The sequence below is a fragment of the Williamsia sp. z71 genome (genome assembly GCF_059553375.1).
In genome coordinates this window covers 14,556-38,338 of sequence record NZ_JCANWX010000005.1, presented here as the reverse complement: position 1 = coordinate 38,338, position 23,783 = coordinate 14,556, and the positions used below count along the sequence as shown (strand labels likewise).

General features: G+C 65.7%; 19 protein-coding genes. 8 read left to right on the top strand and 11 right to left on the bottom strand.

From position 1 onward, the window contains the following. Positions 1-65: 65 nt before the first annotated feature. The 4 genes from AC51GR_RS13195 (at position 66) to ppc (ending at position 5,308) form a co-directional block, all read left to right on the top strand. Positions 66-1,277, top strand: a complete 1,212-nt coding sequence (locus AC51GR_RS13195) for a phosphoglycerate kinase (RefSeq protein ID WP_496325454.1) — start codon at positions 66-68, stop codon at positions 1,275-1,277. A 1-nt stretch (position 1,278) separates the two neighbouring features. Beyond that, entirely contained in the window at positions 1,279-2,067 is a 789-nt protein-coding gene (tpiA, locus tag AC51GR_RS13190) for a triose-phosphate isomerase (protein WP_496325103.1), read from the top strand. A 138-nt stretch (positions 2,068-2,205) separates the two neighbouring features. Then, complete coding sequence (secG, locus tag AC51GR_RS13185) at positions 2,206-2,439, top strand: preprotein translocase subunit SecG (protein WP_482139353.1); 234 nt, start codon at positions 2,206-2,208, stop codon at positions 2,437-2,439. A gap of 64 nt (positions 2,440-2,503) precedes the next feature. Next, positions 2,504-5,308, top strand: coding sequence for a phosphoenolpyruvate carboxylase (gene ppc, locus AC51GR_RS13180; protein WP_496325102.1), 2,805 nt, complete (start codon positions 2,504-2,506; stop codon positions 5,306-5,308). 7 nt (positions 5,309-5,315) lie between these two features. On the opposite strand, the gene AC51GR_RS13175 is transcribed toward ppc, so the two are convergent. Then, the gene (locus AC51GR_RS13175; protein WP_496325101.1) at positions 5,316-5,747 is read right to left on the bottom strand and encodes a DUF7144 family membrane protein; all 432 of its coding nucleotides are present in this window, start codon (positions 5,745-5,747) and stop codon (positions 5,316-5,318) included. A gap of 333 nt (positions 5,748-6,080) precedes the next feature. Here AC51GR_RS13175 and AC51GR_RS13170 point away from each other — a divergent pair, with 333 nt between their 5' ends. Then, a complete protein-coding gene (locus tag AC51GR_RS13170; RefSeq protein ID WP_496325100.1) occupies positions 6,081-8,561 on the top strand; it encodes a LuxR C-terminal-related transcriptional regulator in 2,481 nt (826 codons plus the stop codon). Positions 8,562-8,569: 8 nt separating this feature from the next. Here the strand turns inward: AC51GR_RS13170 and pgl are convergent, their stop codons facing one another. The 5 genes from pgl to tkt are packed head-to-tail and all read right to left on the bottom strand — an operon-like array spanning position 8,570 to position 15,092. Continuing rightward, positions 8,570-9,316, bottom strand: coding sequence for a 6-phosphogluconolactonase (gene pgl / locus AC51GR_RS13165; RefSeq protein ID WP_496325099.1), 747 nt, complete (start codon positions 9,314-9,316; stop codon positions 8,570-8,572). A 34-nt stretch (positions 9,317-9,350) separates the two neighbouring features. Continuing rightward, positions 9,351-10,274 (bottom strand): glucose-6-phosphate dehydrogenase assembly protein OpcA, encoded by a 924-nt coding sequence (locus AC51GR_RS13160; RefSeq protein WP_496325098.1) that lies wholly within the window; start codon positions 10,272-10,274, stop codon positions 9,351-9,353. A 27-nt stretch (positions 10,275-10,301) separates the two neighbouring features. Then, a complete protein-coding gene (zwf, locus tag AC51GR_RS13155; protein ID WP_496325097.1) occupies positions 10,302-11,843 on the bottom strand; it encodes a glucose-6-phosphate dehydrogenase in 1,542 nt (513 codons plus the stop codon). A 6-nt stretch (positions 11,844-11,849) separates the two neighbouring features. Further along, entirely contained in the window at positions 11,850-12,974 is a 1,125-nt protein-coding gene (gene tal, locus AC51GR_RS13150; RefSeq protein WP_496325096.1) for a transaldolase, read from the bottom strand. 30 nt (positions 12,975-13,004) lie between these two features. Beyond that, complete coding sequence (tkt, locus tag AC51GR_RS13145) at positions 13,005-15,092, bottom strand: transketolase (protein WP_496325095.1); 2,088 nt, start codon at positions 15,090-15,092, stop codon at positions 13,005-13,007. Between the two features lie 273 nt (positions 15,093-15,365). On the opposite strand from tkt, the gene AC51GR_RS13140 reads away from it, so the two are divergent. Continuing rightward, complete coding sequence (locus tag AC51GR_RS13140; RefSeq protein WP_496325094.1) at positions 15,366-16,343, top strand: heme o synthase; 978 nt, start codon at positions 15,366-15,368, stop codon at positions 16,341-16,343. Positions 16,344-16,465: 122 nt separating this feature from the next. Beyond that, positions 16,466-17,659 (top strand): Rv0361 family membrane protein, encoded by a 1,194-nt coding sequence (locus AC51GR_RS13135; protein WP_496325093.1) that lies wholly within the window; start codon positions 16,466-16,468, stop codon positions 17,657-17,659. Here AC51GR_RS13135 and AC51GR_RS13130 read toward each other — a convergent pair. Then, complete coding sequence (locus AC51GR_RS13130) at positions 17,608-18,624, bottom strand: quinone oxidoreductase family protein (protein WP_496325092.1); 1,017 nt, start codon at positions 18,622-18,624, stop codon at positions 17,608-17,610. The two genes, AC51GR_RS13135 and AC51GR_RS13130, sit on opposite strands and share 52 nt — an antisense overlap. Before the next feature lie 86 nt (positions 18,625-18,710). On the opposite strand from AC51GR_RS13130, the gene AC51GR_RS13125 reads away from it, so the two are divergent. Further along, complete coding sequence (locus tag AC51GR_RS13125; RefSeq protein WP_496325091.1) at positions 18,711-19,004, top strand: hypothetical protein; 294 nt, start codon at positions 18,711-18,713, stop codon at positions 19,002-19,004. On the opposite strand, the gene AC51GR_RS13120 is transcribed toward AC51GR_RS13125, so the two are convergent. From AC51GR_RS13120 to mptB, 4 genes are all read right to left on the bottom strand, one after another. Then, complete coding sequence (locus tag AC51GR_RS13120) at positions 19,001-19,996, bottom strand: COX15/CtaA family protein (RefSeq protein WP_496325453.1); 996 nt, start codon at positions 19,994-19,996, stop codon at positions 19,001-19,003. The genes AC51GR_RS13125 and AC51GR_RS13120 overlap by 4 nt on opposite strands. A gap of 32 nt (positions 19,997-20,028) precedes the next feature. Continuing rightward, on the bottom strand, positions 20,029-20,823 hold the full coding sequence (locus AC51GR_RS13115) for an ABC transporter permease (RefSeq protein ID WP_496325090.1): 795 nt from the start codon (positions 20,821-20,823) through the stop codon (positions 20,029-20,031). Next, entirely contained in the window at positions 20,820-21,785 is a 966-nt protein-coding gene (locus AC51GR_RS13110) for an ABC transporter ATP-binding protein (RefSeq protein ID WP_496325089.1), read from the bottom strand. Before AC51GR_RS13110 ends, AC51GR_RS13115 begins: the two co-directional genes overlap by 4 nt. Before the next feature lie 69 nt (positions 21,786-21,854). Next, the gene (gene mptB / locus AC51GR_RS13105; RefSeq protein WP_496325452.1) at positions 21,855-23,591 is read right to left on the bottom strand and encodes a polyprenol phosphomannose-dependent alpha 1,6 mannosyltransferase MptB; all 1,737 of its coding nucleotides are present in this window, start codon (positions 23,589-23,591) and stop codon (positions 21,855-21,857) included. Between the last annotated feature and the right edge of the window lie 192 nt (positions 23,592-23,783).

Genomic DNA, 23,783 nt, shown 5'->3' with positions numbered 1-23,783 from the left:
CGCCGCCACGCATCACGCCTGTACCCCGTATCACCGATCGCAAAGAGACAACGCATCTGATGACCATCTCGGTACCCACCCTCGCCGACCTGCTCGAGACCGGAGTGGAAGGCCGGACCGTCCTGGTCCGATCCGACCTCAACGTTCCGCTCGACAATGGCAGAATCACCGATCCAGGTCGCATCCTGGCGTCGGTGCCCACCATCAAGTCCCTGTCCGACGCTGGTGCAAAGGTCATCGTGGCCGCGCACCTCGGTCGCCCGAAAGGTGCACCGGATCCGGCGTTTTCGCTGGCTCCGGTGGCCGAACGACTCGGCGCCGAGCTCGGACGCAATGTCCAGCTCGCCACCGATGTCGTCGGCGGTGACGCCCTCGCACGATCGGAGGGACTCACCGACGGGGACGTGATGATGCTGGAGAACGTGCGGTTCGATCCGCGCGAGACCTCCAAGGATGCCGCCGAGCGGGGCAAGCTCGCCGAGGCGTTGGTGGAACTGACCGGTGACAACGGTGCATTCGTCTCGGATGGCTTCGGTGTCGTGCATCGCGAGCAGGCATCGGTATATGACGTGGCAAAGCTGTTGCCGCACTATGCCGGTGGCCTGGTCGCTGCCGAGGTCGAGGTTCTGGTGAAGCTGACCACCGACACCGCCCGCCCGTATGCGGTGGTGCTCGGTGGTTCGAAGGTCTCCGACAAGCTCGGTGTCATCGAGGCGTTGGCCCCCAAGGTCGACACCCTGGTGATCGGTGGCGGGATGGCGTTCACGTTCCTGGCCGCACGCGGGCTGCCGGTGGGCAACTCACTGCTGCAGGAAGACCAGATCGAGGTCTGCCGCTCCCTGCTCGAGCGTTTCGGCGACGTCATCCACCTGCCGGTCGACGTGGTCGTCGCCGACAAGTTCGCCGCGGATGCGCAGTCGAAGGTGGTCTCTGCAGAAGAGATCCCGGACGGCTGGATGGGTCTGGACATCGGACCCGAGTCGGTCAACCGGTTCGCCGCGGTACTCGGTGAGGCCAAGACCGTGTTCTGGAACGGTCCGGCCGGTGTGTTCGAGTTCGAGAAGTTCTCGGCAGGCACCAAGGGGCTGGCCGAGGCGATCATCGGTGCCACCAGCGGTGGCGCGTTCTCCGTTGTCGGCGGTGGCGACAGTGCCGCCGCGGTCCGGCTGCTCGGCCTGCCCGAAGACGGCTTCTCCCACATCTCGACCGGTGGTGGGGCCTCGCTCGAGTTCCTCGAGGGCAAAGAACTGCCCGGCCTGACCGTATTGGAGAACTGAGATGGCATCGCGTAAACCGCTCATCGCGGGCAACTGGAAGATGAATCTGAACCACCTCGAGGCCATCGCGCTGGTTCAGAAGATCGCTTTCGCATTGCCGTCCAAGTACTTCGACAAGGTCGACGTGACGGTGATCCCGCCGTTCACCGACATCCGCAGCGTGCAGACCGTGGTCGACGGCGACAAGCTCCTGCTCACCTACGGTGCGCAGGACCTCTCGGCGCACGATTCCGGTGCCTACACCGGTGAGATCAGCGGGTCGTTCCTGGCCAAGCTCGGTTGCTCCTTTGTGATCGTCGGACACTCCGAGCGTCGCACCATGCACGGCGAGACGGATTCGGTGGTGCTGGCCAAGACCAAGGCCGCGCTGAAGTACGACCTGACCCCGATCGTCTGCGTCGGTGAGGGCCTGGAGATCCGCGAGGCCGGTGAGCACGTCGAATACAACATCGAGCAGCTAAAGGGTTCACTTGCCGGACTGAGTGCCGCGCAGATCTCGAAGGTCGTCATCGCGTACGAACCTGTCTGGGCCATCGGGACCGGACGGGTTGCGAGCGCCGCGGACGCACAGGAAGTGTGTGCCGCACTGCGGGCCACACTGGCCGAGTTGGCCGATGCGAAGGTCGCCGACTCGGTTCGCATCCTGTACGGCGGTTCGGTGAACGCCAAGAACGTGGGGGAGATCGTCGGACAGACCGACGTCGACGGTGCACTGGTCGGCGGAGCGTCGCTCAAGTCGGACGAGTTCGCCACCCTGTCGGCCATCGCCGCTGGTGGTCCACTGCCCTGATCTGGTGAATGGGGGCGTTCGGGCACCGCAAGCATGCAGATGGCGTCCGCCCGAACGCCCCATTTCCGGGTTGTGCGGTATGGCCGGGTACAGTCGTAGATCGGCCGCTCGAACTTCAGATCTGATTGGAATCAACACGTGAAGCTTGCCCTGGACATTGGACTTGTGATCACCAGCGTTCTGCTGATCGTTCTGGTCTTGCTCCATCGTGGAAAAGGCGGCGGCCTGTCGTCGCTGTTCGGTGGTGGCGTCCAGTCGAGTCTGTCGGGTTCGTCCGTCGTGGAGCGCAACCTCGACCGGTTGACGGTTTTCGTCGGAATCATCTGGACGATCTTCATCCTGGGCATCGGGCTGGACATCAAGCTCTCGTAAACCCTCTGCGTCGTTACGGGCGGTCGGCGTGCGCAACCGCCCGTGATCCGGAGATACTGGACGGGTGACTGATACGCGCCCCGCTGTGCCCCGTCCGGAACCCGGTAGTACCGATCGCGAGCTCACCGAACCGTTGCGCGAGGACATCCGTCTCCTCGGTGGAATCCTCGGACAGATCGTGCGCAAGCATGCCGGCGAAGCCACGTTCGACCTCGTCGAGAAGGCCCGAGTGGAGTCCTTCCGGGTACGACGCTCCGAGATCGACCGCACCGAACTCGAGGAACTGTTCCGCGACATCGACGTGGCCGACGCCATTGCGGTCATTCGCGCATTCAGCCACTTCGCCCTGCTGGCCAACCTCGCCGAGGACATCCACCGCGAACGTCGTCGGGCCATCCACGTGCGGGCCGGCGATGCCCCACAGGATTCGTCCCTGGCCGCCACCTACCGAAAACTCGACGCCGCCGGTCTGACCGATGATCAGGTCGGCAAGGCGCTCGCCGACGCCACCGTCGTCCCGGTCATCACCGCGCATCCCACGGAGACCCGCAGGCGAACGGTCTTCGAGGTTCAGCATCGGATCACCGAGCTGATGCGCTTTGCCGGGAGGACCGAGCTGACCCCGGCCGAGCGGGACGAGGTCCATGTCGCCTTGAACCGGCAGATCCTGACGCTGTGGGAAACCGCGCTGATCCGCCTGGAACGGTTGCAGATCCAGGACGAGATCGAGGTGGGATTGCGTTACTACGACGCCGGGTTCTTCGAGGTCATCCCGCGGGTCAATGCCGAGCTACGGGCGTGGTTGCAGAAGCACTATCCGACCGCGGGCATCACCGACGATCCGTTGTTGCGGATGGGTTCCTGGATCGGCGGGGACCGTGACGGCAACCCCTTCGTGACCGGCGAGATCGTCTCCATGGCCACCCGGCGTGCGGCAGAAACCGCTGTGTCCCATCACCTTTCGGAACTGACACTGTTGGCGCAAGAACTGAGCCTGTCCTCGCGCCTGACCGCGGTCAGTGACGCGGTGCTCGAACTCGGGGGCGTGGAGCGGGAAACCACCGCCGCCGATGAGCCCTACCGGTCGGCATTGCGGGCCATCCGGGCCCGCCTGGCGGCGACGGCGTCGAGACTGTTCGGCGAACGTTTTGTCGCCGTCAACGACGGCGGCTTCCCGGCCGATGGCGCCGACAGTTATGCCGACGCCGCAGATCTTCTCGCCGACCTCGACGTGATCGATGCGTCCCTGCGTGCCAACAGCGACGACGAACTGGCCGACGACCGTCTGCTGACACTGCGGGAATCGGTGCGGGCGTTCGGTTTTCATCTGTCCGGTCTCGACATGCGGCAGAACTCCGACACCCACGAGGAGGTGATCGCCGAACTGCTCGCGTGGGCCGGGGTCCATCACGACTACCTCTCACTGTCCGAGGCGGAACGGGTCGAGATCCTGACCGCGGAACTGAGCAACCGCCGGCCGTTGACGGGTCCGGGTGCCCAGCTCTCGGAGCTGGCGAGCAAAGAGCTCGGGATCGTGCGGGCGGCGGCGTCCGCGGTGGCCGCATACGGCCCCGAAGCGGTCCCCAACTACATCATCAGCATGTGCACCTCGGTGAGCGACCTGTTCGAGGCGCTGGTGATGCTCAAGGAGGCGGGCCTTTTCGATCCCGGCTCGCCGGACGCCCCGCCTCGCTCGTCGGTCCGGGTGGTCCCGCTGTTCGAGACGATCGAGGATCTCCAGCAGGGTGCGGCGACACTGCTTGCGGCCCTTGACGTACCGCTGTTCCGCGCGCTGGTCGATCAACAGGACGGCATGGCCGAGATCATGTTGGGTTACTCCGACTCCAACAAGGACGGTGGTTACCTCGCCGCCAACTGGGCGCTCTACCGCGCCGAACTCGATCTCGTGGAGGCGGCGCGGAAGGCGGGAATCAGGTTGCGACTCTTCCATGGCCGCGGTGGCACCGTCGGCCGCGGTGGCGGTCCGAGCTATGAGGCCATCCTGGCACAACCACCGGGGGCGGTGCAGGGTTCGCTGCGGATCACCGAGCAGGGTGAGGTGATCGCGGCAAAGTACGCAGAACCGGTCATCGCCCGCCGGAACCTGGAGACGCTGCTGGCCGCCACCATCGAATCGTCGCTCCTCGACAACGAAGGGCTCGGCGCCGACGCAGAGGCGGCGTATGCGGTTCTCGACGAACTGGCGACCCTGGCGCGTAAGGCGTACAGCGAATTGGTCCACGAAACACCGGGGTTCGTCGAATACTTCGTGAACTCGACCCCGTTGTCGGAGATCGGATCGCTCAACATCGGGAGCCGTCCGGCGTCGCGGAAGCAGACGGAGAAGATCTCCGATCTGCGGGCGATCCCGTGGGTGTTGTCGTGGTCGCAGTCGCGAGTGATGTTGCCCGGCTGGTACGGCACCGGCGCGGCGTTCGAACAGTGGATCGCCGGCGATCAAAGCCGTCTGGAAACCCTGACGGACTATTACCGGAGGTGGCCGTTCTTCCGGACCGTGATGTCGAATATGGCTCAGGTGATGGCAAAGTCGGACATGGGACTGGCCGAACACTATTCACGTTTGGTGCCCGATGAGGCACTGCGGACAAAAGTGTTCGGAATGATCACCGCCGAACACGCGCGGACGACCGAGATGTATTTCAAGATAACCAAGACGGACGATCTGCTGGCCGACAACGCCGCCCTCAAGCGTTCGGTCTTCAATCGATTCCCGTATCTCGAGCCGCTCAATCATCTGCAGGTCGAGTTGTTGCGCCGCTACCGCGGTGGCGATGATTCCGACCTGGTTCGCCGGGGTATCCAGCTCACCATGAACGGACTCGCCACCGCGTTGCGGAACAGCGGCTAGTGCCTCACTAGAGCCGGTCGCTGGTGTCCCAGGTGGTCACGGCCCAGATCACGACGAGGTCGACAGCGATGATCAGGATCGCCCACAGCGGGAAGTACGGCAGCCACAGGAAGTTCGCGATGATCGACAGGGCCGCGATGATGACCGCCGCGATCCGTGCCCAGGTGGCGCCGGTGAACAAGCCGATCGCGATCAGGACTGCGATGATCCCGACGATGAGATGGATCCATCCCCATGCGGTGAGATCGAGCTCGTAGGTGTATTCCGGCCCGACGACAAAAACCTCGTCTTCGACCAGAGCGGAAATGCCTTGGAGGATGCCGAGTGCGCCGACGACGAACAAAAGAATTGCGGCGGCGAACACGGTTCCGCCGGCAAAGCCTTGCCGGACTGGGTGACGGTCGGGCTGGACCGGTTGACGGTCTGTCGGGCTGTTCATGACGATGCTCCTCGGTTCGGACGATCAAGAACCCCTGGGCCGACGATCGGATCAGGCAGCACGTATTGCCAACGTGGTCTTGCCATGATCGGCGTGTTCTGAGCGGTGAGACATCACCTGTTTCGGGTGATGTCTTGACCGCGCGCCGGGTTGGGCCAATAAACGCATGTGTCTGTGACTTCCTTGATGAACCGTAATCAGGCTTTGTCAGTCGTAATTGTTGTTAGCCTCTGAGCAACGAGAGGCTAGAAAAGGGTGGCCATGTCGAAAGCTCTGAGGCGCTCGACGGCGGTATCTCGAGCCGGACCCGAATCGATCCGTGCTTTTGCGCGAATGCGCCCTGAACGCACTCTCGATGAATTGTTCGACGATCAATGCGGCGTTCTCGTGCTGGTGAGCGCACCAGGTGGGTACGGCAAGACCACGTTCCTCGAGCAGTGGCTGATCCGCCGCACGGAATCAGATGTCGTCGGCCGTGTCGTGTGGCTCGGGGTGGATGCCTTTGACGGTGACGATCTCGTTCTCGGTGAAACGGCAACGGGTCAAACGTTCGTCGCCGATGCCGAATCCGGTCCACTGACAGTGGTTGTGGACGATGCCCACACCGCGACCGACCCACTGGTCCTCGACGCCTTTCACCGGTTCCTGCGCCATCGGCCGCCGCACCTCAATGTCGTCGTGGCCGCCCGCCACGACCCGCCACTGATCTGGCAACACCTGATCGGGGACGGTGTCGGAGCCCGGATCGGGCGGGAGGATCTGGTGCTCACCGATGCAGAGGTCGACCGGACACTGCGTCAGCACGGCCTGCTGCCGACGGCCACCCAGTTGTCCCGGGTCAGGGAGCTGACCGGCGGGTGGGTGATCCTCGTTCGGATGGCGGCGATATTCCTGGCCGGGCGTGAGGATCTCGAACTGGCGTTGCTCGAGTTGGCCGCATGTCCGCGCCTGATATCCGACTACCTGCGACGCGAATTGCTGGATCCGATGACACCACGGGTCCGCAGATTGGTCACCCGGCTCTCGACGGTGGCCGAGTTCGATGCCGACCTGGCCCGGGCGATGGACGGCGCGGACGCCGATGCCTACATCCCCGAGATCATCGGGCTGGGGATCGCGGCGGCTGTTCCCGCCGGAGAGCCCGACGCGATCCGCTATCAATTCCTGCCGTTGGTCGCGACCTACCTGCGCGCCGAGCTGCAACGGTCCGCGCCCGAGCTCGGGCGAAGGTTGCAGACCAGGGCGATCCGATGGGCGTCGGCGCATCGGCGGCCCGCGGAGGCGATCGACCACGCTGCCCATCTCGGCGACGCTGAGATGTTGCGCGAGACCATTTTTCACAGCGGTGTCGAACTGATCCTGCAGGGTCGGCGTGACCTGCTGCTGCCGGTCCTCGACGGGCATGACACCTCGCTGGGAGAGGACCCGGTGGCGGTTCTCCTTCGTGCGCTGGCCGCGATGGAACACGGCGACGACCGTTATGCGGCCTCGTATCTGGAATGTGTGAGCCTGGCCGAGGACGACCTCACCGTCGATGGTGGCGGACTGCTCTACCGGGCCCTGTGCCTCGACGTTGCGCTCGTTCGCGACGATCTCGATCTGGTCGACCTGGCGAAGACCGTCGCGTCCACCGTGGGGGAGCGCGGGTGGGCGGTGGGTGCGTACGCCCACACCGTCCTCGGGTCTGCCTACACCCGATTGAATCTGCCGACCGAGGGTGAACAGTCGTCGGTGCGGGCCATCGCGCTGGCAAAGTCTGCCGGGTTGAACCGGTTGGCCGTGCGCGCCATGGCGAACCGGGCATCGGTGGCAGGTGTGCGGGGTCTGCCGGAACTGATGGAAGAACGTGCCCGCTACGCACTGGCGTCCATCCGGGACGTCTCGGCCGTCGACCCCATGGTGACCGGGTCGCCGCAGGTGGCTCGCCTGGACACCGTGCTGGCGTATGCCCGATTCATGCAGGGCAAACCGATCGGCGAGTTCGAACCCCAACCGGTACAAGACGTTTCCGAAGCCGGCGAGGTGTTCGACGCGCTGGGCCGTCATGTGCCCATCGCACTGAACATCCTGGCGTTCGACAGCTCGCCGAACCGGCTGATCCTGACCGCGACCGCGTACAGTGCCACGTCCGCATTGCTCGTCAGCGCGGCCTCACCGTTCCCGATCCTGTTCCTGCTTCCACGCGTTGCCTACATGTGCCTGGCGGTCAAGCGATTCGACTGGGCTCGGGACCTGGCCCGCAAGGCGGACCGCGCATTCGGATACTCCGACGAGGCCACGCTCGTCGATGTGGCCATCGATGTCGGGGAGTCCCGGCCGCAAGCGGCGCGCAAGCTTTTGGCACCCTTGCTCAAAGGCGCCGGGTCCGGTCCGCAGGTGGAGGTGTCGGCCTGGACGCTCGAAGCTCATGCCTGCGAGCAGGCGGGTCTGTCCGCGCAGTCCTACGCGGCGATCACCCGAGCACTGGAGGCGGCGGCCGAGCACGGGGTGATGCGGCCACTCGTGGAATGCGGGCCGATCATCGCGGGAATCATCACGACGTATCGGGGCAGTTTCGGCGCGGTCAACGGCTACGCCGACGCCGTGCTCTCGGTCGTCTCCAGCCACGGGGTACCCGACTACCCGCCGCTGACCCGCGCCGAAATCCACGTCCTGCGGTTCTTGGCGACGGACCGCACGACCGAGGAGATCGCCGGGCTGATGCACCTGTCGGTGAACACGGTCAAAACCCATCTGCGAGGCATTTACCGGAAGTTCGACGTGCGGCATCGCCGTGACGCGGTGTCTGTGGGTCAACGCCTCGGCCTGCTCTGACGATCACCTCAGGATAGGTTGCCTGCCGCAGACCGGTCGACGAACCAGACCGTCTCGTCGGTCCCATGGGCCCCGGCGCACGGCCAGTCCATCGGGTCGGCACCGCCGATGCCGGCCGCGACAGCCTCGGCCTTCTCGGCGCCGGAGACCAGGAACCAGACCTGGCGTGCCCGGCAGATCGCGGGCAGGGTCAACGTGATCCGCCCCGGCGGGGGCTTCGGTGAGTTCCGCACCGCGACCACCGACGCCTGAGACTCGCTGGTGGCCTCGGAATGCGGGAACAGCGAATTGATATGTCCCTCACCACCCATGCCGAGAAGATGCAGATCGAAATGCGGAACGTTCTGACCCTCGTCGGCACGCTCTGCGAGCCGGCGCGCGTAATCCGCTGCGGCGGCGTCGATGTCGTCACCGAACTCACCACCCGACGGTGCCATCTCGAAGACCCGATCGGGCGTGAGGGCAACATGATCGAGAAGGGCGGTACGGGCCTGCCCGGAGTTGCGGTCCGGGTCGTCGGCCGGGACGAAACGGTCGTCGCCGAAGTAGATGTCGACCGCCGACCAGTCGATGTCGCCGGAATCCTTGGCCAGCGCCTCGAGCAGGGCGATGCCGTTGCTGCCGCCGGTCAGGACCACGGAGGCAAACCCGCGGGCGATCTGCGCCGCGGTGACGGTCGTGATGAACCGTTCGGTGACCGCGGCGACAAGGGTGTCCTTGTCGTCGGCTCGGACAACTTCTGGGTGAATACTCATCGTTGAGTCGGACCTCCTGATCGACGTGCGTGTGTCAAGCGTGAATCTTGTCTTCGGCGCGAATCAATCCCGAAACCCCTTGCAGGGCCCGGTGATAGATCACGTCGGGATCGAGCCGGCGGAGTTCCTCGGACAGGCAGCTGCGAAGTTCCCGGTCGGGTAACGCCACCTTGCCGTCGGGTTTACCGGCCATGGAGATGATCGCCTGGTTGCCCATTCCGACATAGAGGACCAGTGGTCCGGCTTCCCTGGTGACCGTCACCTGGAAGGCGCCCACCGACCGGGTCACCGGTACTCCGAGTGCCGAATGGAGCCAGCCGGCAAGCAATTCGACGGCGGCGGTGTCTGCCGGACCCTGCACCTCGACCGCGGTCACCGGGCTGTGCGGTGGCTGATCGAGGGCCGAGGTGAGCAGTGCCCGCCACACGGTGATCCGCGACCACGCGATGTCGGAATCGCCAGGGGCGTAGGTGGCCAGGCGCTGCGCCAGGGTTGCCGGGACATCAGTTGCCTTGGTGGAGTCGGTGATCCGCCGCTTGCCGAGCTGACCGATCGGATCGGCCGCCGGATTCTCCGGACTGTGTCCGGGCCACCAGGTCACCACCGGGGTATCGGCCAACATGAACGGGATCACCACGCTCTTGCCGTGATTGACCAGGTCGCCGAACAGATTCAGGACAACGACCTCGGAGGCCCCGGCGTCTCCGCCGACCCGGATCTGGGCGTCGAGCCTCGGTGGACCACCCCGGTCGGCGCGGGAGACCACGATGACGCGACATGGATGTTCCCGGCTGGCCTCGTTGGCCGCCTCGATGGCCGCCTCGGCCGGCTCACCCTCGTTGGTGCTGACGAGCAACGTCAGCACACGACCGGAGGTGAAAGCTCCGCCGATGTCGCGGATCTTGATGAGTTCCTTGCTGATGGCGGTTGTGTTGGTATCGGGCAGTTCGACGATCATTGGTGCGCTCCTTCGAGGCGAGAGCGGTCAGGGACGGCGCCAGGCCCTGCCGTGACGCGCCATCATGTCTTCTGCGGATTGCGGGCCCCAGGTCCCGGCCTCGTAACCGTCCGGCTTACCGCTGGCCGCCCAGTGTTCGAGCACCGGATCGAGGATCTGCCAGGACAACTCGACCTCGGCGTTGACCGGGAACAGGGACGGCACCCCGAGCAGCACGTCGAGGATCAGGCGTTCGTACGCCTCGGGGGAGGACTCGGTGAAGGCCTGACCGTACGAGAAGTCCATGTTGACATCGCGCACCTCCATCGACGAACCCGGAACCTTGGAGCCGAAGCGCAGTGTGATGCCCTCATCGGGCTGCACCCGGATGACCAGGGCGTTCTGGCTCAGTTCCTCGGTCATCGTCTGGTCGAACGGCAGGTGGGGTGCCCGCTTGAAGACGAGCGCGATCTCGGTGACGCGGCGGCCCAGCCGTTTTCCGGTGCGCAGATAGAACGGCACGCCGGCCCATCGTCGACTGTCGACCTCCACGGCGATCGCCGCGAAGGTCTCGGTGGTCGAGTCGTGGGCGAAGCCGCTCTCGTCGAGCAGCCCCGGAACCTTTTCGCTGCCTTGCCAACCCGCCTCATACTGTCCACGCGCGGTGTTCTCGTCGAGGGGCAGGATGTTCTTGGTGGCCGAGAGGACCTTGATCTTCTCGGTCTGGAGTTCGTGCGGCTCGAAGGAGATGGGCTCTTCCATCGCCACCAGTGCCATCAACTGGATCAGGTGGTTCTGGATGACGTCGCGGGCCGCACCGATGCCGTCGTAGTAGCCGGCCCGGCCGCCCAGGCCGATGTCCTCGGCCATCGTGATCTGGACATGGTCGACGTAGTGCGAACTCCACACCGGATCGAACAGCTGATTGGCGAACCGCAACGCCAAGATGTTCTGGACCGTCTCTTTGCCGAGGTAGTGGTCGATCCGGAAGACGGAGTTCTCCGGAAAGACGTTGTTCACCACCGCATTGAGCTCTTTGGCGCTCTCGAGGTCGTGTCCGAAGGGCTTCTCGATGACCACCCGGCGCCAGGTGTCCTCCGATTGTTCGGCCAGCCCTGAACGGGAAAGCTGTTCGCAGACAACGGGGAACGCGGCCGGCGGGATAGAGAGGTAGAACGCGTGATTGCCGCCGGTGCCGCGCTTCTCGTCGAGTTCGGACAGGGTGTCCCGCAAGCGATCGAAGGCGTCACCGTCATCGAAAGCGCCTCGGACGAACCGGAACCCCTCGCTCAGGCGTTCCCAGACGTCTTCCCGGAAGGGGGTGCGGGCATGTTCGCGCACGGCGTCGTGCACGACCTGTGCGAAGTCCTCATGATCCCAGTCCCGACGTGCGAAGCCGACAAGGGCGAAACCGGGTGGCAACAGCCCCCGGTTCGCCAGGTCGTACACCGCGGGCATGAGCTTGCGGCGGGCGAGGTCACCGGTGACACCGAAGATGACCAGGCTGCACGGTCCCGCGATCCGGGGGAGCCGTTTGTCGCGTTCATCGCGCAGTGGGTTGACCCACTGGTCGGCGGGACGGTTGGGCAAGGTCGATCAGCTCTTCGCGCCGGCGGCGAGCTGCTCGGCGGTGGCGTCGAGCAATTCCTGCCACGCCGACTCGAACTTCTCGACACCTTCTGATTCCAGCACCAGGAACACGTCGGTCACATCGATACCGACGGCTTCGAGCGAATCGAAGACCTGCTGGGATGCCGGCCCCTGACCCACGACCGATTGGGTGTTCACCGCACCGTGATCGGCGAATGCGTCCATCGTCTTCTCCGGCATGGTGTTGACGGTGTTCGGTGCGACCAGTTCACCGACGTAGAGCGTGTCGGGGTAGGCCGGGTCCTTGACGCCGGTCGATGCCCAGAGGGGACGCTGTGCGTTGGCGCCGGCGGCGGCCAGTGCGGTGAACCCGTCACCCTGTTCGAACACTTCCTGATACGCCGCGTAGGCGAGACGGGCGTTGGCCAGAGCGGCTTTGCCCTTGAGTGCCTTGGCCTCGTCGCTGCCGATCGCATCGAGACGCTTGTCGATCTCGGTGTCGACGCGCGAGACGAAAAATGACGCGACCGAGTGGATCTTCGACAGATCGTGGCCGGCGGTCGACGCCTGCTGCAAACCCTCGATGTAGGCCGACATGACGGCCCGGTACCGCTCGACCGAGAAGATCAGCGTCACGTTGACGCTGATGCCCTCGGCGATCACCTTGGTGATCGCCGGGATCCCGCCCTCCGTGGCGGGGATCTTGATCAGCAGGTTGGGCCGGTCGACGATCTTCCACAATTCGATCGCCTGGGCCACCGTCTTGTCCGCATCGTGCGCGAGCCGCGGATCGACCTCGATCGAGACCCGGCCGTCAACGCCCCTGGAGCTTTCGAACTGCGGAACCAGCACGTCACATGCATTGCGGACGTCGTCGGTGGTGACTGTTCGGATGGTTGCGTCGACGTCGGCACCGCGGGCGGCGAGTTCGTTGACCTGTGCGTCGTAGGCGTCGCCCTTCGACAGGGCGGCCTGGAAGATCGACGGGTTGGTGGTGACACCGACAACCGACTTCGTGGCGATGAGTTCTGCGAGGTTGCCGGACTCGATCCGGGTCCGGGAGAGGTCGTCGAGCCAGACCGAGACGCCGGCCTCGGCCAGTGCAGCAAGATTGGCGTTCTGTTCGCTCATGTCGCGCTCCAATACAGGTGGTGGGGGAGTTCAGGACTGCTTTGCGATGGCGCGCTCGGCTGCGGCGGCCACAGCCTCCGCGGTGATCCCGAACTTCTCGTACAGGACCTTGTAGTCGGCCGATGCGCCGTAGTGCTCGATCGAGACGATCTCGCCGCCGTCGCCGACGAGCCGATACCACGGCATCGCAATGCCGGCCTCGACGACCACGCGGGCCTTCAGGGCAGGCGGCAGCACCGAGTTGCGGTACGACGCATCCTGCTCGTCGAACCACTCGACACACGGCATCGACACCACGCGGGCGGCAATACCCTTGTCCTTCAATGCGCTTTGCGCCTCGACGGCCAGGTACACCTCGGATCCGGTTCCGATCAGGATCACCTGGGGCTCGCTCTCGGGCTCCGACAGGATGTATCCACCCATGGCCACGCCGTCGGCCGAGGTGCCGGCAAGGATCGGCAGGTTCTGACGGGTCAGGGCCAGTCCGACCGGATTGTGCCGCCGGGTCATGATGGCTTGCCAGGCGTATGCCGTTTCGTTGGCATCCCCGGGACGGACCACGTCGAGGTTGGGGATCGCGCGTAGGGATGCGAGGTGTTCGATCGGCTGGTGCGTGGGTCCGTCCTCGCCGAGACCGATCGAGTCGTGGGTCCAGACGTAGATCGGATCGGTCTTCATCAGGGCGGCCAGACGCACCGCGGGACGCATGTAGTCGGCGAACTGCAGGAAGGTGCCGCCGTAGGCCCGGGTGGGGCCGTGTCGCACGATGCCGGAGAGGATCGCGCCCATCGCGTGTTCGCGGATACCGAAGTGCAGCGTCCGGCCGTACGGGTTGGCGCTCCACTGCTTCGTGCTGATGTTTGTGGGGCCGAACGAGGCGGCACCGTCGATCGTCGTGTTGTTGCTGCCGGCGAGGTCGGCTGAGCCACCCCACAATTCGGGCAGGATCGGGCCGAGGGCGGAAAGCACCTTGCCCGAGGCCGAGCGCGTTGCGACGTCCTTGTCGCCGACCTCCCACTTCGGTAGCGCATCCGTCCAGCCGTCGGGCAGGCCGTTGACCACGAGGCGGTCGAGCAGCGCCTTGCGATCGGGATAGGCCTGCGCCCACTCGTCGAAGGACTTCTCCCAGGCCTTGCGGAGCTCGGCGCCCCGATCGACCAGTGCGCGGGTGTGGCTGATGACCTCGTCGGAGACCTCGAAGGTCTTGTCAGGGTCGAAACCGAGGACCTTCTTGGTGGCGGCCACCTCGTCGGCACCGAGTGCCGACCCGTGGATCCCGCCGGTGTTCATCTTGTTCGGGGCCGGGTAACCGATGATCGTCCGCAGCACGATGATCGACGGCTTGTCGATGACGGCCTTGGCGTTCTCGACGGCCTCTTCGATCGCGGCGACGTTCTCGCCGCCGTCGACGTGCTGCACGTGCCAGCCGTACGCGGCGTAACGCGCGGCCACGTCCTCGGACAAGGCGATGTCGGTGTCGTCCTCGATCGAGATGTGGTTCTTGTCGTAGAAGACGATGAGGTTGCCCAGCTGCTGGGTGCCCGCCAGGGAGCTCGCCTCGGACGTGACGCCCTCTTCGATGTCGCCGTCGGAGGCGATCACGTAGATGTAGTGGTCGAATGCGCTACCGCCGACCGGGGCATCCGGGTCGAACAGTCCGCGCTCGTAGCGGGCGGCCATCGCCATGCCCACCGCGGAGGCCAGGCCCTGGCCCAGCGGGCCGGTGGTCATCTCCACGCCGCGGGTGTGGCGGTACTCGGGGTGGCCCGGGGTCTTGGAATCCCAGGTGCGCAGCGCCTCGATGTCCTCGAGTTCGAGACCGAAGCCACCCAGATACAGCTGGATGTACAGCGTCAGGCTCGAATGCCCACAGGAGAGGATGAACCGGTCGCGGCCCATCCAATCGGTGTCGGTCGGGTCGTGTTGCATGATCCGCTGGAAGAGTGTGTACGCCAGCGGTGCCAGGCTCATGGCTGTGCCAGGGTGTCCACTACCGCACTTCTGCACCGCATCGGCGGCCAGAACACGAACCGTGTCAACTGCTTTGGTGTCCACCGCGGTCCAGTCGGCGGGGTATGAAGCCTGAGTTAACGTGCGAATCTCATCTGGTGCTGACACGATCTTCTGAACTCCTCAAGCTCAACTACTGATTCCGGGGCTCGACATTTGTCACTGGGGCCTGGGCGATGCACAGTCCGCCACCAAGGGTAGTCGCCTCGAGCCGTCGCCGCGGACCACGGCACGCGAACCGGTGGTCGAGGGCTCGTGGTAACCGACGCCACAGTTGAGCGACCGATCGGACCTCGATTGCTGTTTGCGACGGACCTCCGTCTACCATTCCCTGTAGTAGATGAGCATGAGTCAGGAGATCTAGTGCGGATTGGGGAACGTGTGAGCGGACACGGTTTCGCCTCCTCCCCAGCGTCAGATGGTGGTGAGGTTGCTCCCGTGGAGCCGACCACCAACGCTCGTGGGCGGATTTCGGGATTGGCGCTCGCGTATCTCGCGTTGACCAAGCCTCGCGTCATCGAATTGTTGCTCGTGGCGACGATTCCGGTGATGTTGATGGCCGATCGTGGGCATGTGGACCCGGTCTTGATGGCTTGGACGCTGCTCGGCGGCTGGCTCGGCGCGGCCAGCGCGAACACCTTGAACATGGTGGTCGACGCAGACATCGATCAGAAGATGAAGCGCACCGAACGGCGGCCATTGGCTCGCCACGCGGTGTCGACACGGAACGCCCTGATCTTCGGCCTGGTCCTGGGAGCAGCGTCGTTCGTGGTGCTGTTCACAACAACCAACCTCCTCAGCGCGCTGCTGGTGATGGCGACGATCGCGTTCTACGTCTTCGTCTACACGATGGTCCTGAAGCGCCGGACCTGGCAGAACGTGGTCTGGGGTGGGGCCGCCGGATGCATGCCGGTCCTGGTCGGCTGGACCGCCGTCACCGGAAGCCTGAGCTGGGAACCCCTGGTGTTGTTCGCGGTCATCTTCTTCTGGACTCCGCCGCACACCTGGGCGCTGGCCATGCGCTACAAGGAGGATTACCGCGCTGCGGGCGTCCCGATGCTCCCGGTGATCGCCACCGAGGTACAGGTCACCCGACAGATGCTCGCCTACACCTGGGCGACCGTGCTGAGCACGCTGATCCTGTGCTGGGCGACGAGCTGGATCTACACCGTGGTCGCGGTCATCGCGGGCGGTTGGTTCATCTACGTCGTGCACAAGCTCTACCGCGGTACCTTGCGCGGCGAAGAGGTTGTCCCGCTGAAGGTCTTCCTGCAGTCCAACGAGTATCTGGCCGTGGTGTTCTGCGGCCTGGCGATCGATTCAGTCATCGGTTTGCCGACTCTGTCCAGCCTGTTCTGATCGGGGCAGCGCCCGTCCGGTCACCGGACGCCTGCTCGTGCAGAGGTGTGGCCCACATCCAGTCAATGTCTTCGAATCGGCCGATGGGGTGATGGGCCGGTGTCACACGAATCGGGGGGAATGTGTCACATCCGTATGGTCCGGGTCCGGGTCCGGAAGGTGCCGGCTGGCAGCCGTATCCGGAACCGACCCAGGCTGGTCAACCGCAGTTCGGCCAGTACCCACCACAGCACCCGGCCGGCCAGATGCCGCCCGGCCACGCTCCCGAGGGTGATCCCGGTTACGGTGCCTATCAGCCGTATGCCCAGCCGGGGCCCTGGCCACCCGGCGGCGGTGGCCCGGTGCCTCCCGCCCCATCGAAGAAGCCCCTGTTCATCGCCCTCGCTGCGGTCGTGGCGGTCGTCGTCGTAGCCCTGGTCGTGACGTTCGTCGTTCTCGGTGGCGGCGGTTCATCGAGCGAACCCGACGCGACGGTCAAGTCTTACCTGCAAGCGCTGGCGGACGGCGATTCCGCCAAAGCACGCGGTCTGATGAAGGCCCAGGCCTCCGAGCTACTGCTCACCGACGAGGTCCTGACCGAACAGCAGAAGATCGCCCCGATCACCGATGTGAAGATCATCGACACCTCTGAGTCCGGCGATGCGGCGTCGGTGCAGGTCACCTACATGTTCGGTGACCGGAAGGCCGACGAGACCTTCAGACTCGGCAAGGCCGGGGGGAACTGGCGTCTCGACGACGGAGCCGTCGGCATCGACATCTCGTACTTCAAGAAACAGATCCCGGGCCTGACGGTGTTCGGGGTGCCGGTCGACAACGAGGCGAAGATCTACGTCTTCCCAGGTCCGATCGAGTGGGGGACCGCGGACAAGAACTTCACCGTCATCGACGAGAAGAAGTCGGAGTTCGCGATGTCGGGGAGCAGCTACGGATCGACGAGCGCACCGACGGTGGCACTGAGCGCGACCGGGACCAGGGCAGTGCGGACCGCGGTGCAGGCCTACGTCGACAACTGTGCGTTGTCGAAAGAGCCCGACGCGAGCGCCGACAAGCCCGGTTGCGAACAGGACGTCTACGCCTATGATCCGGAACCGGGTTCGGCGGTCTGGACCGCACCGGAGATCGACGCTCTGGAAACCCGGCTCGGGTACGACGATCCGCACGCGGTGTCGGTCGACGGCGAGCTGATCTGGTCGGTGACGTTCCGCACCAAGGCGTCGGGATCACGACCGGCCGAGACGAAGACCGAGACCGACACCCAATATCTCTACGGGGACGTCGACCTGTCGGCCGACAACCCGGTGTTCACTCCGAACTGACGCGGAAGCAGGACCACGGACCCGCTGGTTGCGCGCGCCTGGAGGTCGGCGTGGGCACGGGCGGCGTCGGGCAACTCGTAGCGGTGTCCGACGTGTACGTTGACCGTCCCACTGCTGATACCACCCATGACGTCGCCGGCCCGCCACGCGCGTTCGGCCGGGTCTGCGATGAAATCTCCCAGCTTCGGCCGGGTGATGGACAGCGAACCGGCCGCGTTGAGCCGCTGGAGATCGAACGGCGGGACGGGTCCGCTGGCGGCGCCGAACAGGACGACGGTGCCGCGGACCGCGGTGGCGGCAATGCTCTGATCGATGGTGTCGGCACCGACGCCGTCATAGACGACCGACACACCCTTGCCGCCGGTCAGGGCGCGGACGCGCTCGGCGAGATCGTCGCCGTACCGCAGGACCTCGTCGGCACCCGCACCCCGCGACAACGCTTCCTTGGCGTCGTTCGACACGGTGGTGATCACCCGGATGCCCTTGGCTTTCGCCATCTGTGTCAGGACCAGGCCGACCCCACCGGCACCCGCATGGACCAGCACGGTGTCGCCGGCCTTCGGATGTGCCGATCCGTCCAGCAGGTAGTGGGCGGTACAGCCCTGTAGCAGCGCCGAGGCGGCCACCTCATCGCCGACGTCGTCGGGCACGGGGACCGCGACGCGGGCGGGCATGGTGATCAATTCGGCGTAGCTGCCCGGGGCGTCGCACCAGGCGACCCGTTGACCCACCGAGGGCGAGTCCACACCGTCACCGACCGCAGCGACAACCCCGGCACCCTCGCTGCCGGGGATGTACGGCAACTGCATCGCGTAGATCCCGGCGCGCTGATAGGTGTCGATGAAGTTGACCCCGATGGCGTGGGTACGCACCAGGATCTCGCCCGGACCCGGCCGGGGGTCTTCCAGTTCGACGTATTCGAGAACTTCGGGCCCGCCGTGACGACTCACCTGGATTGCGTGCATGCCTGTAGTTGTACCCATCCGCGCGGGGGGTACGCAGACGGGGTGTCCCATCCGGGAGCAGGTACGCGCCAACTAAGCTGTGGCGCATGAGCGAACACAAGGCGGTCATCGCAGCGATCAGCAAATACGTGGCGCGCGAGGGCGGATCGGCAACAGCGGTTTTGCAGCCCATCGGCGCAGCCGGGGTACGGATCACCCTGGTCGGCGGCCAGCGCGGCATCCTGGGCGACCAGGTGGTGCCTGATCTGGAGACCGCCAAGGCGATCGTCGAACAGGTCGAGGGCCTCGAGGTCGGTGAGTGGGACCGGGAACTGACCTCCACGGCGACGGTGAAGCCGTCGCACTACCGCAAGATGGCGGGCTGGGTCGCCAACACCTAAGACGCGGTGGCGGCCTCGGCCGGCCGGGACGACGGCTGGGTCCCGAGGCCGGTCGGGGCAATTCTGGGCCGCATGGCGACCCACAGCGCGGCCGTGGCGGCCACACTGGCGCCGGCGCCCGCGACGTGGATCACCACGAGGACTTCCGGGACGTCGGTGAGGTACTGGGTGACGCCCACCAGGGACTGCGCGGCGACCACCCCGACCACCACGTAGAGGCGACGCTTGAGCCGCTGGGGTGCTTTCACGGCAAACAGTGCAAAGCCGATGGCGACCAATACCGACAGGTAGGCGATCAACAGGTCGGCGTGCAGATGCACGAGCGTGGTGATCTCGATCTTCAACCGTGGAACGGGCTTGTCGATGCTCTTGTCACCGGCATGCGGTCCGGCGCCGGTCACCATCGTCCCGGCGATCAGCACGCCGGTCATCAGGACTGCCGACAACACCGTCAGCCACCTGATGGGGGCGGGCACGACGGCGACGGCGTCGACGTCGTCGGGTTCGCGCACCTTCTCCAGCAGGAGGACCGCCAGCCACACCATGCCCATCGACAGGATCAGGTGGATCGCGACCGTCCACCACAGCAGACCGGTCAGCACGGTGATGCCACCCATCACGGCCTGGACGATCGTCGAGGCAGGCATCAGCCAGGCGTAGAGACGGACTTCATACCTGCGTCGGGCCCGCGTCACGGCGATCACGATGATCGCGGCGGTGAGGGTGACCAGGAAGGTCAGCAGCCGGTTGCCGAACTCGACCGCGGTGTGGATCGCGGAGATCTCCTCGTGCTTGACCGGGGTGAAGCTGCCGGGGAAGCACTGGGGCCAGGTCGGGCACCCGAGCCCGGACGAGGTCACCCGGACGATTGATCCGGTGACCGCGATGCCCGCCTGCGTCAGTACCACCGCCAGAGCGGAAAGGATCTGGAAGCGGCGGGAGGGGAGCGGGAGCCGGTCGACTAGCCGGACAAACAAGCGGTACACGGTAATGATCGTAGGTTGCCCGGTTTGATGGTCGCGGCTCAGGTGAACTTGAAGTAACGTACGGCCGCCGTGCCTGCAGCGATACCCCAGGCAGAGAGCACCGCGATACCGACCAGGTCCAGCGAACCCGACGTCGCCTGATGCAGGGCCTCGCTCAGGGCGCCGGACGGGGTGCACCTGGCGAACCACTCGACCGCGGTCGGGACGCTGTCGCCGATCACGACGATCGAGGCGATGCCCAGGAATGCGAACCAGAGCAGGTTCGCCAGGGCCAGCACGACCTCGGCCTTGAGGGTGCCGCCGAGCAGAAGGCCCATCGCCGAGAACATCAGCGTGCCGATGGCGATCACCAGAATTCCGAGCAGGAGTCCGGCCGGTGACGGCTCCCAGCCCAGAATCAGTCCGATGGCGCCGAGGATCACCGCCTGCATGCTGACCACGATGGCCACAGCGATGGACTTGCCGGCGATCACACCCCACCGCGGTAGGGGTGTGGCACCGAGTCTCTTGAGTGCTCCGTACCGGCGATCGAATCCGACGGCGATCGCCTGACCGGTGAATGCGGTCGACATCACCGCGACGGTCATGATCGCGGGCACGAACATGTCGGCGCGGGACTCGTCGAAGTCACCGATGGGCAACAGGCACAACCCGATCAGCATGGTGATCGGGATGAACATGGTCAGCAGTTGCTGCTCACCGTTGCGCAGCAGCAGGAGCAGTTCGATCCGGGACTGCGCGGTGAGCATCTTCCGGATCGGTGCCGGGCGTGGCCGCGGGGTGAAGGTGCCCGCGGCGAAACGGTTGTCACTGTTCGGTCGTGCAGTGGTCATTCGCGCATCCCCCGGCCGGTCAGATCCAGGAAGACGTCTTCCAGGCTCCGTGTCTCGACCTGCAGGTCGGTTGCCAATACATCGATCTGGGCGCACCAAGCGGTCACCATGGCCAGCACCTTCGGGGTGACGTGGCCGGTGACCAGGTATCCGCCGGGCGAGAACTCGGTGCACGAATAACCCTCTGGCAGAGCCGACCCCAGTGCGGCCATGTCGAGTCCGCGGGGTGCGTGGAACCGCAACTCGTTCTCGGCTCCTCGGCTGGTCAGCTCGGCGGGGGAGCCCTTGGCGACCTCGACCCCGCGATCGATGATGAGTACCTGATCCGCGAGCGCTTCGGCCTCGTCCATCAGATGGGTGGTGAGCAACACCGAGACGCCGTCGGCCCGCAATCGATCGATCAACTCCCACACCATGATTCGGGCGTGCGCGTCCATTCCGGCGGTGGGTTCGTCGAGGAAGACCACCTCGGGCCGGCCCACCAGCGCACAGCCGAGCGCCAGGCGCTGCTGTTGTCCACCGGACAGGCGCCGGTACGGCGTGCGCTGGGCGTCGACGAGACCGAGGTTGCGCAGCAACCAGTCCGGGTCGAGGGGATCGGCGGAGTACGAGGCACACAACCGCAACATCTCGCCTGCGCGGGCACCCGGATAAGCGCCGCCGCCCTGGAGCATCACACCGATCCGACTGCGAACGGCTTCGTTGTCGGCGATGGGATCGAGGCCCAGCAGGGTGACCTCACCGGAATCCGCCGCGGCGAAGCCTTCGCAGATCTCGACGGTGGTGGTCTTGCCGGCCCCGTTGGGTCCCAGGATCGCCAGGATCTCGCCGGTCTGGAGCTCGAAGTCGAGACCGCCGACCGCGGTTGTCTCGCCGAATCTCTTCACGAGGCCTTTGACCGACAGGGCCGGACCGGTCGCCGCGGCACCGGTGACCCCGGGAGCGTACGACGGGCTGTTCACAACGTCCAAGAGTAAGCGGCCCGCGCTCAGGAACCGAACACGGGTGACCTTGAAGTGCCCGGTTCGTGGTCAATTCCGGGCGGTTGCCTTGTCGGCGTCCTCGGCGTTCATGCGCCGACGCCGTTGCCACGGCATCTCTTCGAAGAACAGCGCTGTGAGTATCGCCACAAGCAGAACCGCCGCGACGATCGCCTCGGCCAACTGGAAGCCGCGGGTGCCGGCCCCGGTGGGCAGTACGACGACGGAGATGATCGCCGAGAGGGTGATCGCAATGATGCGGAACCATCGACCGGTGGCCCAGGCTGCCAGCGGGATGATGAACCACAGCAGATACCAGGGCTGGACGAAGGGGAAGAACAGCACGAAGCTGCCCATCGCCAACCCGAGCGCACCCACGGGATGGATTCGGCCGGCCAGGGCGGCGAGCAGCCAGCGGACCACCAGGATGCCCGCGATGACCTGCCCGATCGGGCGGGCGACGTCGAGCATCGCCTGGGTCTGATCGCCCAGTCCGAGCAGGACACCGACCCGGCCGGTGGTCACGGACATGAAGGTCGGCATCGACATCCACGAACGGACCACCCCGCCGGTCGACAACGTCTTCGTCCAGCCGAAGCCCAGTCCGGTGCCGACACAGATGACGACGATCACCACCGCCAGGATCACGGTCAGCAGGCCCGCAGCACCCAGGAGCGCCAACACACTGCGTCTGGAGCGTTGCCAGTATTCGCGGACCGGTGCGTGCCGCAGCGCGGGCAGGGTGGCGCCCCAGCGGCGGGCCAGTGCCACGCCGACGAATCCGAGCGCCAGGATCGACGAGACCTTGATCATGCAGGAACCCGCGATGACCACCACGCCGGCGATCAGTACCCATCCCGGTGGAGTGGGAAGCCAGGAACCGGGCTTTCGTAACCGCTCGGGTGAGTCGATGCCGCGGAAGCACAGTTCGAGGCCGGCGAGCATCATGCCGAGCATCAGCGCTTCATTGTGGATGCCACCGACCAGATGCAGGATGAGCAGCGGATTCATCGCGCCGAGCCAGAGAGCCGCGACCGGGGACACGCCGCAACGACGGGCCAGGCGGGGCAGCGCCCAGACCATCATCGCCACGCCGAGCAGTGCGAGCACCCGGTGCGCGGCCAGGGCCGCCGGGATGTTCTCGCCGGTCAGATGGGTGATCTGGTCGCCGAGCCAGAGGAACAGGGGCCCGTAGGGGGCCGGGGTCTCGCGCCAGATGTTCGGCACCGACCGGGTGAAGACGTGGTCGATGCCGAGGCCCGCCGCCGGGCTGATCGAATACGGATCGAGGCCGCGCGCGGCGATTTCGCTCTGCGCGAGGTAGGAGTAGACGTCTTTGCTGAGCATCGGTGGGGCCAGCACAAACGGCAGGATCCAGACCAGCAGCGTGCGATCGGCCTGGCTGCGGGTCATCCGCCTCTGCGGTGACCGATCTTTCAGCACGTCGACCCCGAGGCGCCCGACGGCGAACTTTCCGAGTAGCAGCCACGCCAGGACCAGGATCACGACCCCGGTGAGGGAGAACGTCAGCGCAGTGGGCCACATCCGGGACGGCAGCGACAACACCCGCATGCCGGCAAGCGGATTCTGCAGAACCGGGAGTGCGCCGGTTCCCAGCGACCCGACGAGGACGAGGATCGAACCCAGGGTCCCGAACACCCGGATGCGCAACAAACGCTTGTTCTCGGCGGGTGTGAGCGGTCCGGCTTCGGACTCGTCGTCGTGGAGCCGGGCGACCGCCACGCCGTAGTCGCCGGTCGCGTCCTTGTCCGGTTCGGGTTCGCCCACCCGCCGTAGGCCGAGGTATTCGAGCGCTTTGCGGAACTGTCCGCGGGCCGGGCCCCGAGACGCCGGCTCGTCGTCCGGCGTCGAGGCAGCCTTCTTGGGGTCGACGGGAGGGTCGACTTCGGGGGCTGCTGTATCCGGCACAGGTGAGACTGTAATCGGCCGACGGTTTCCGCCCGGCCGGCCCTGCGGGGC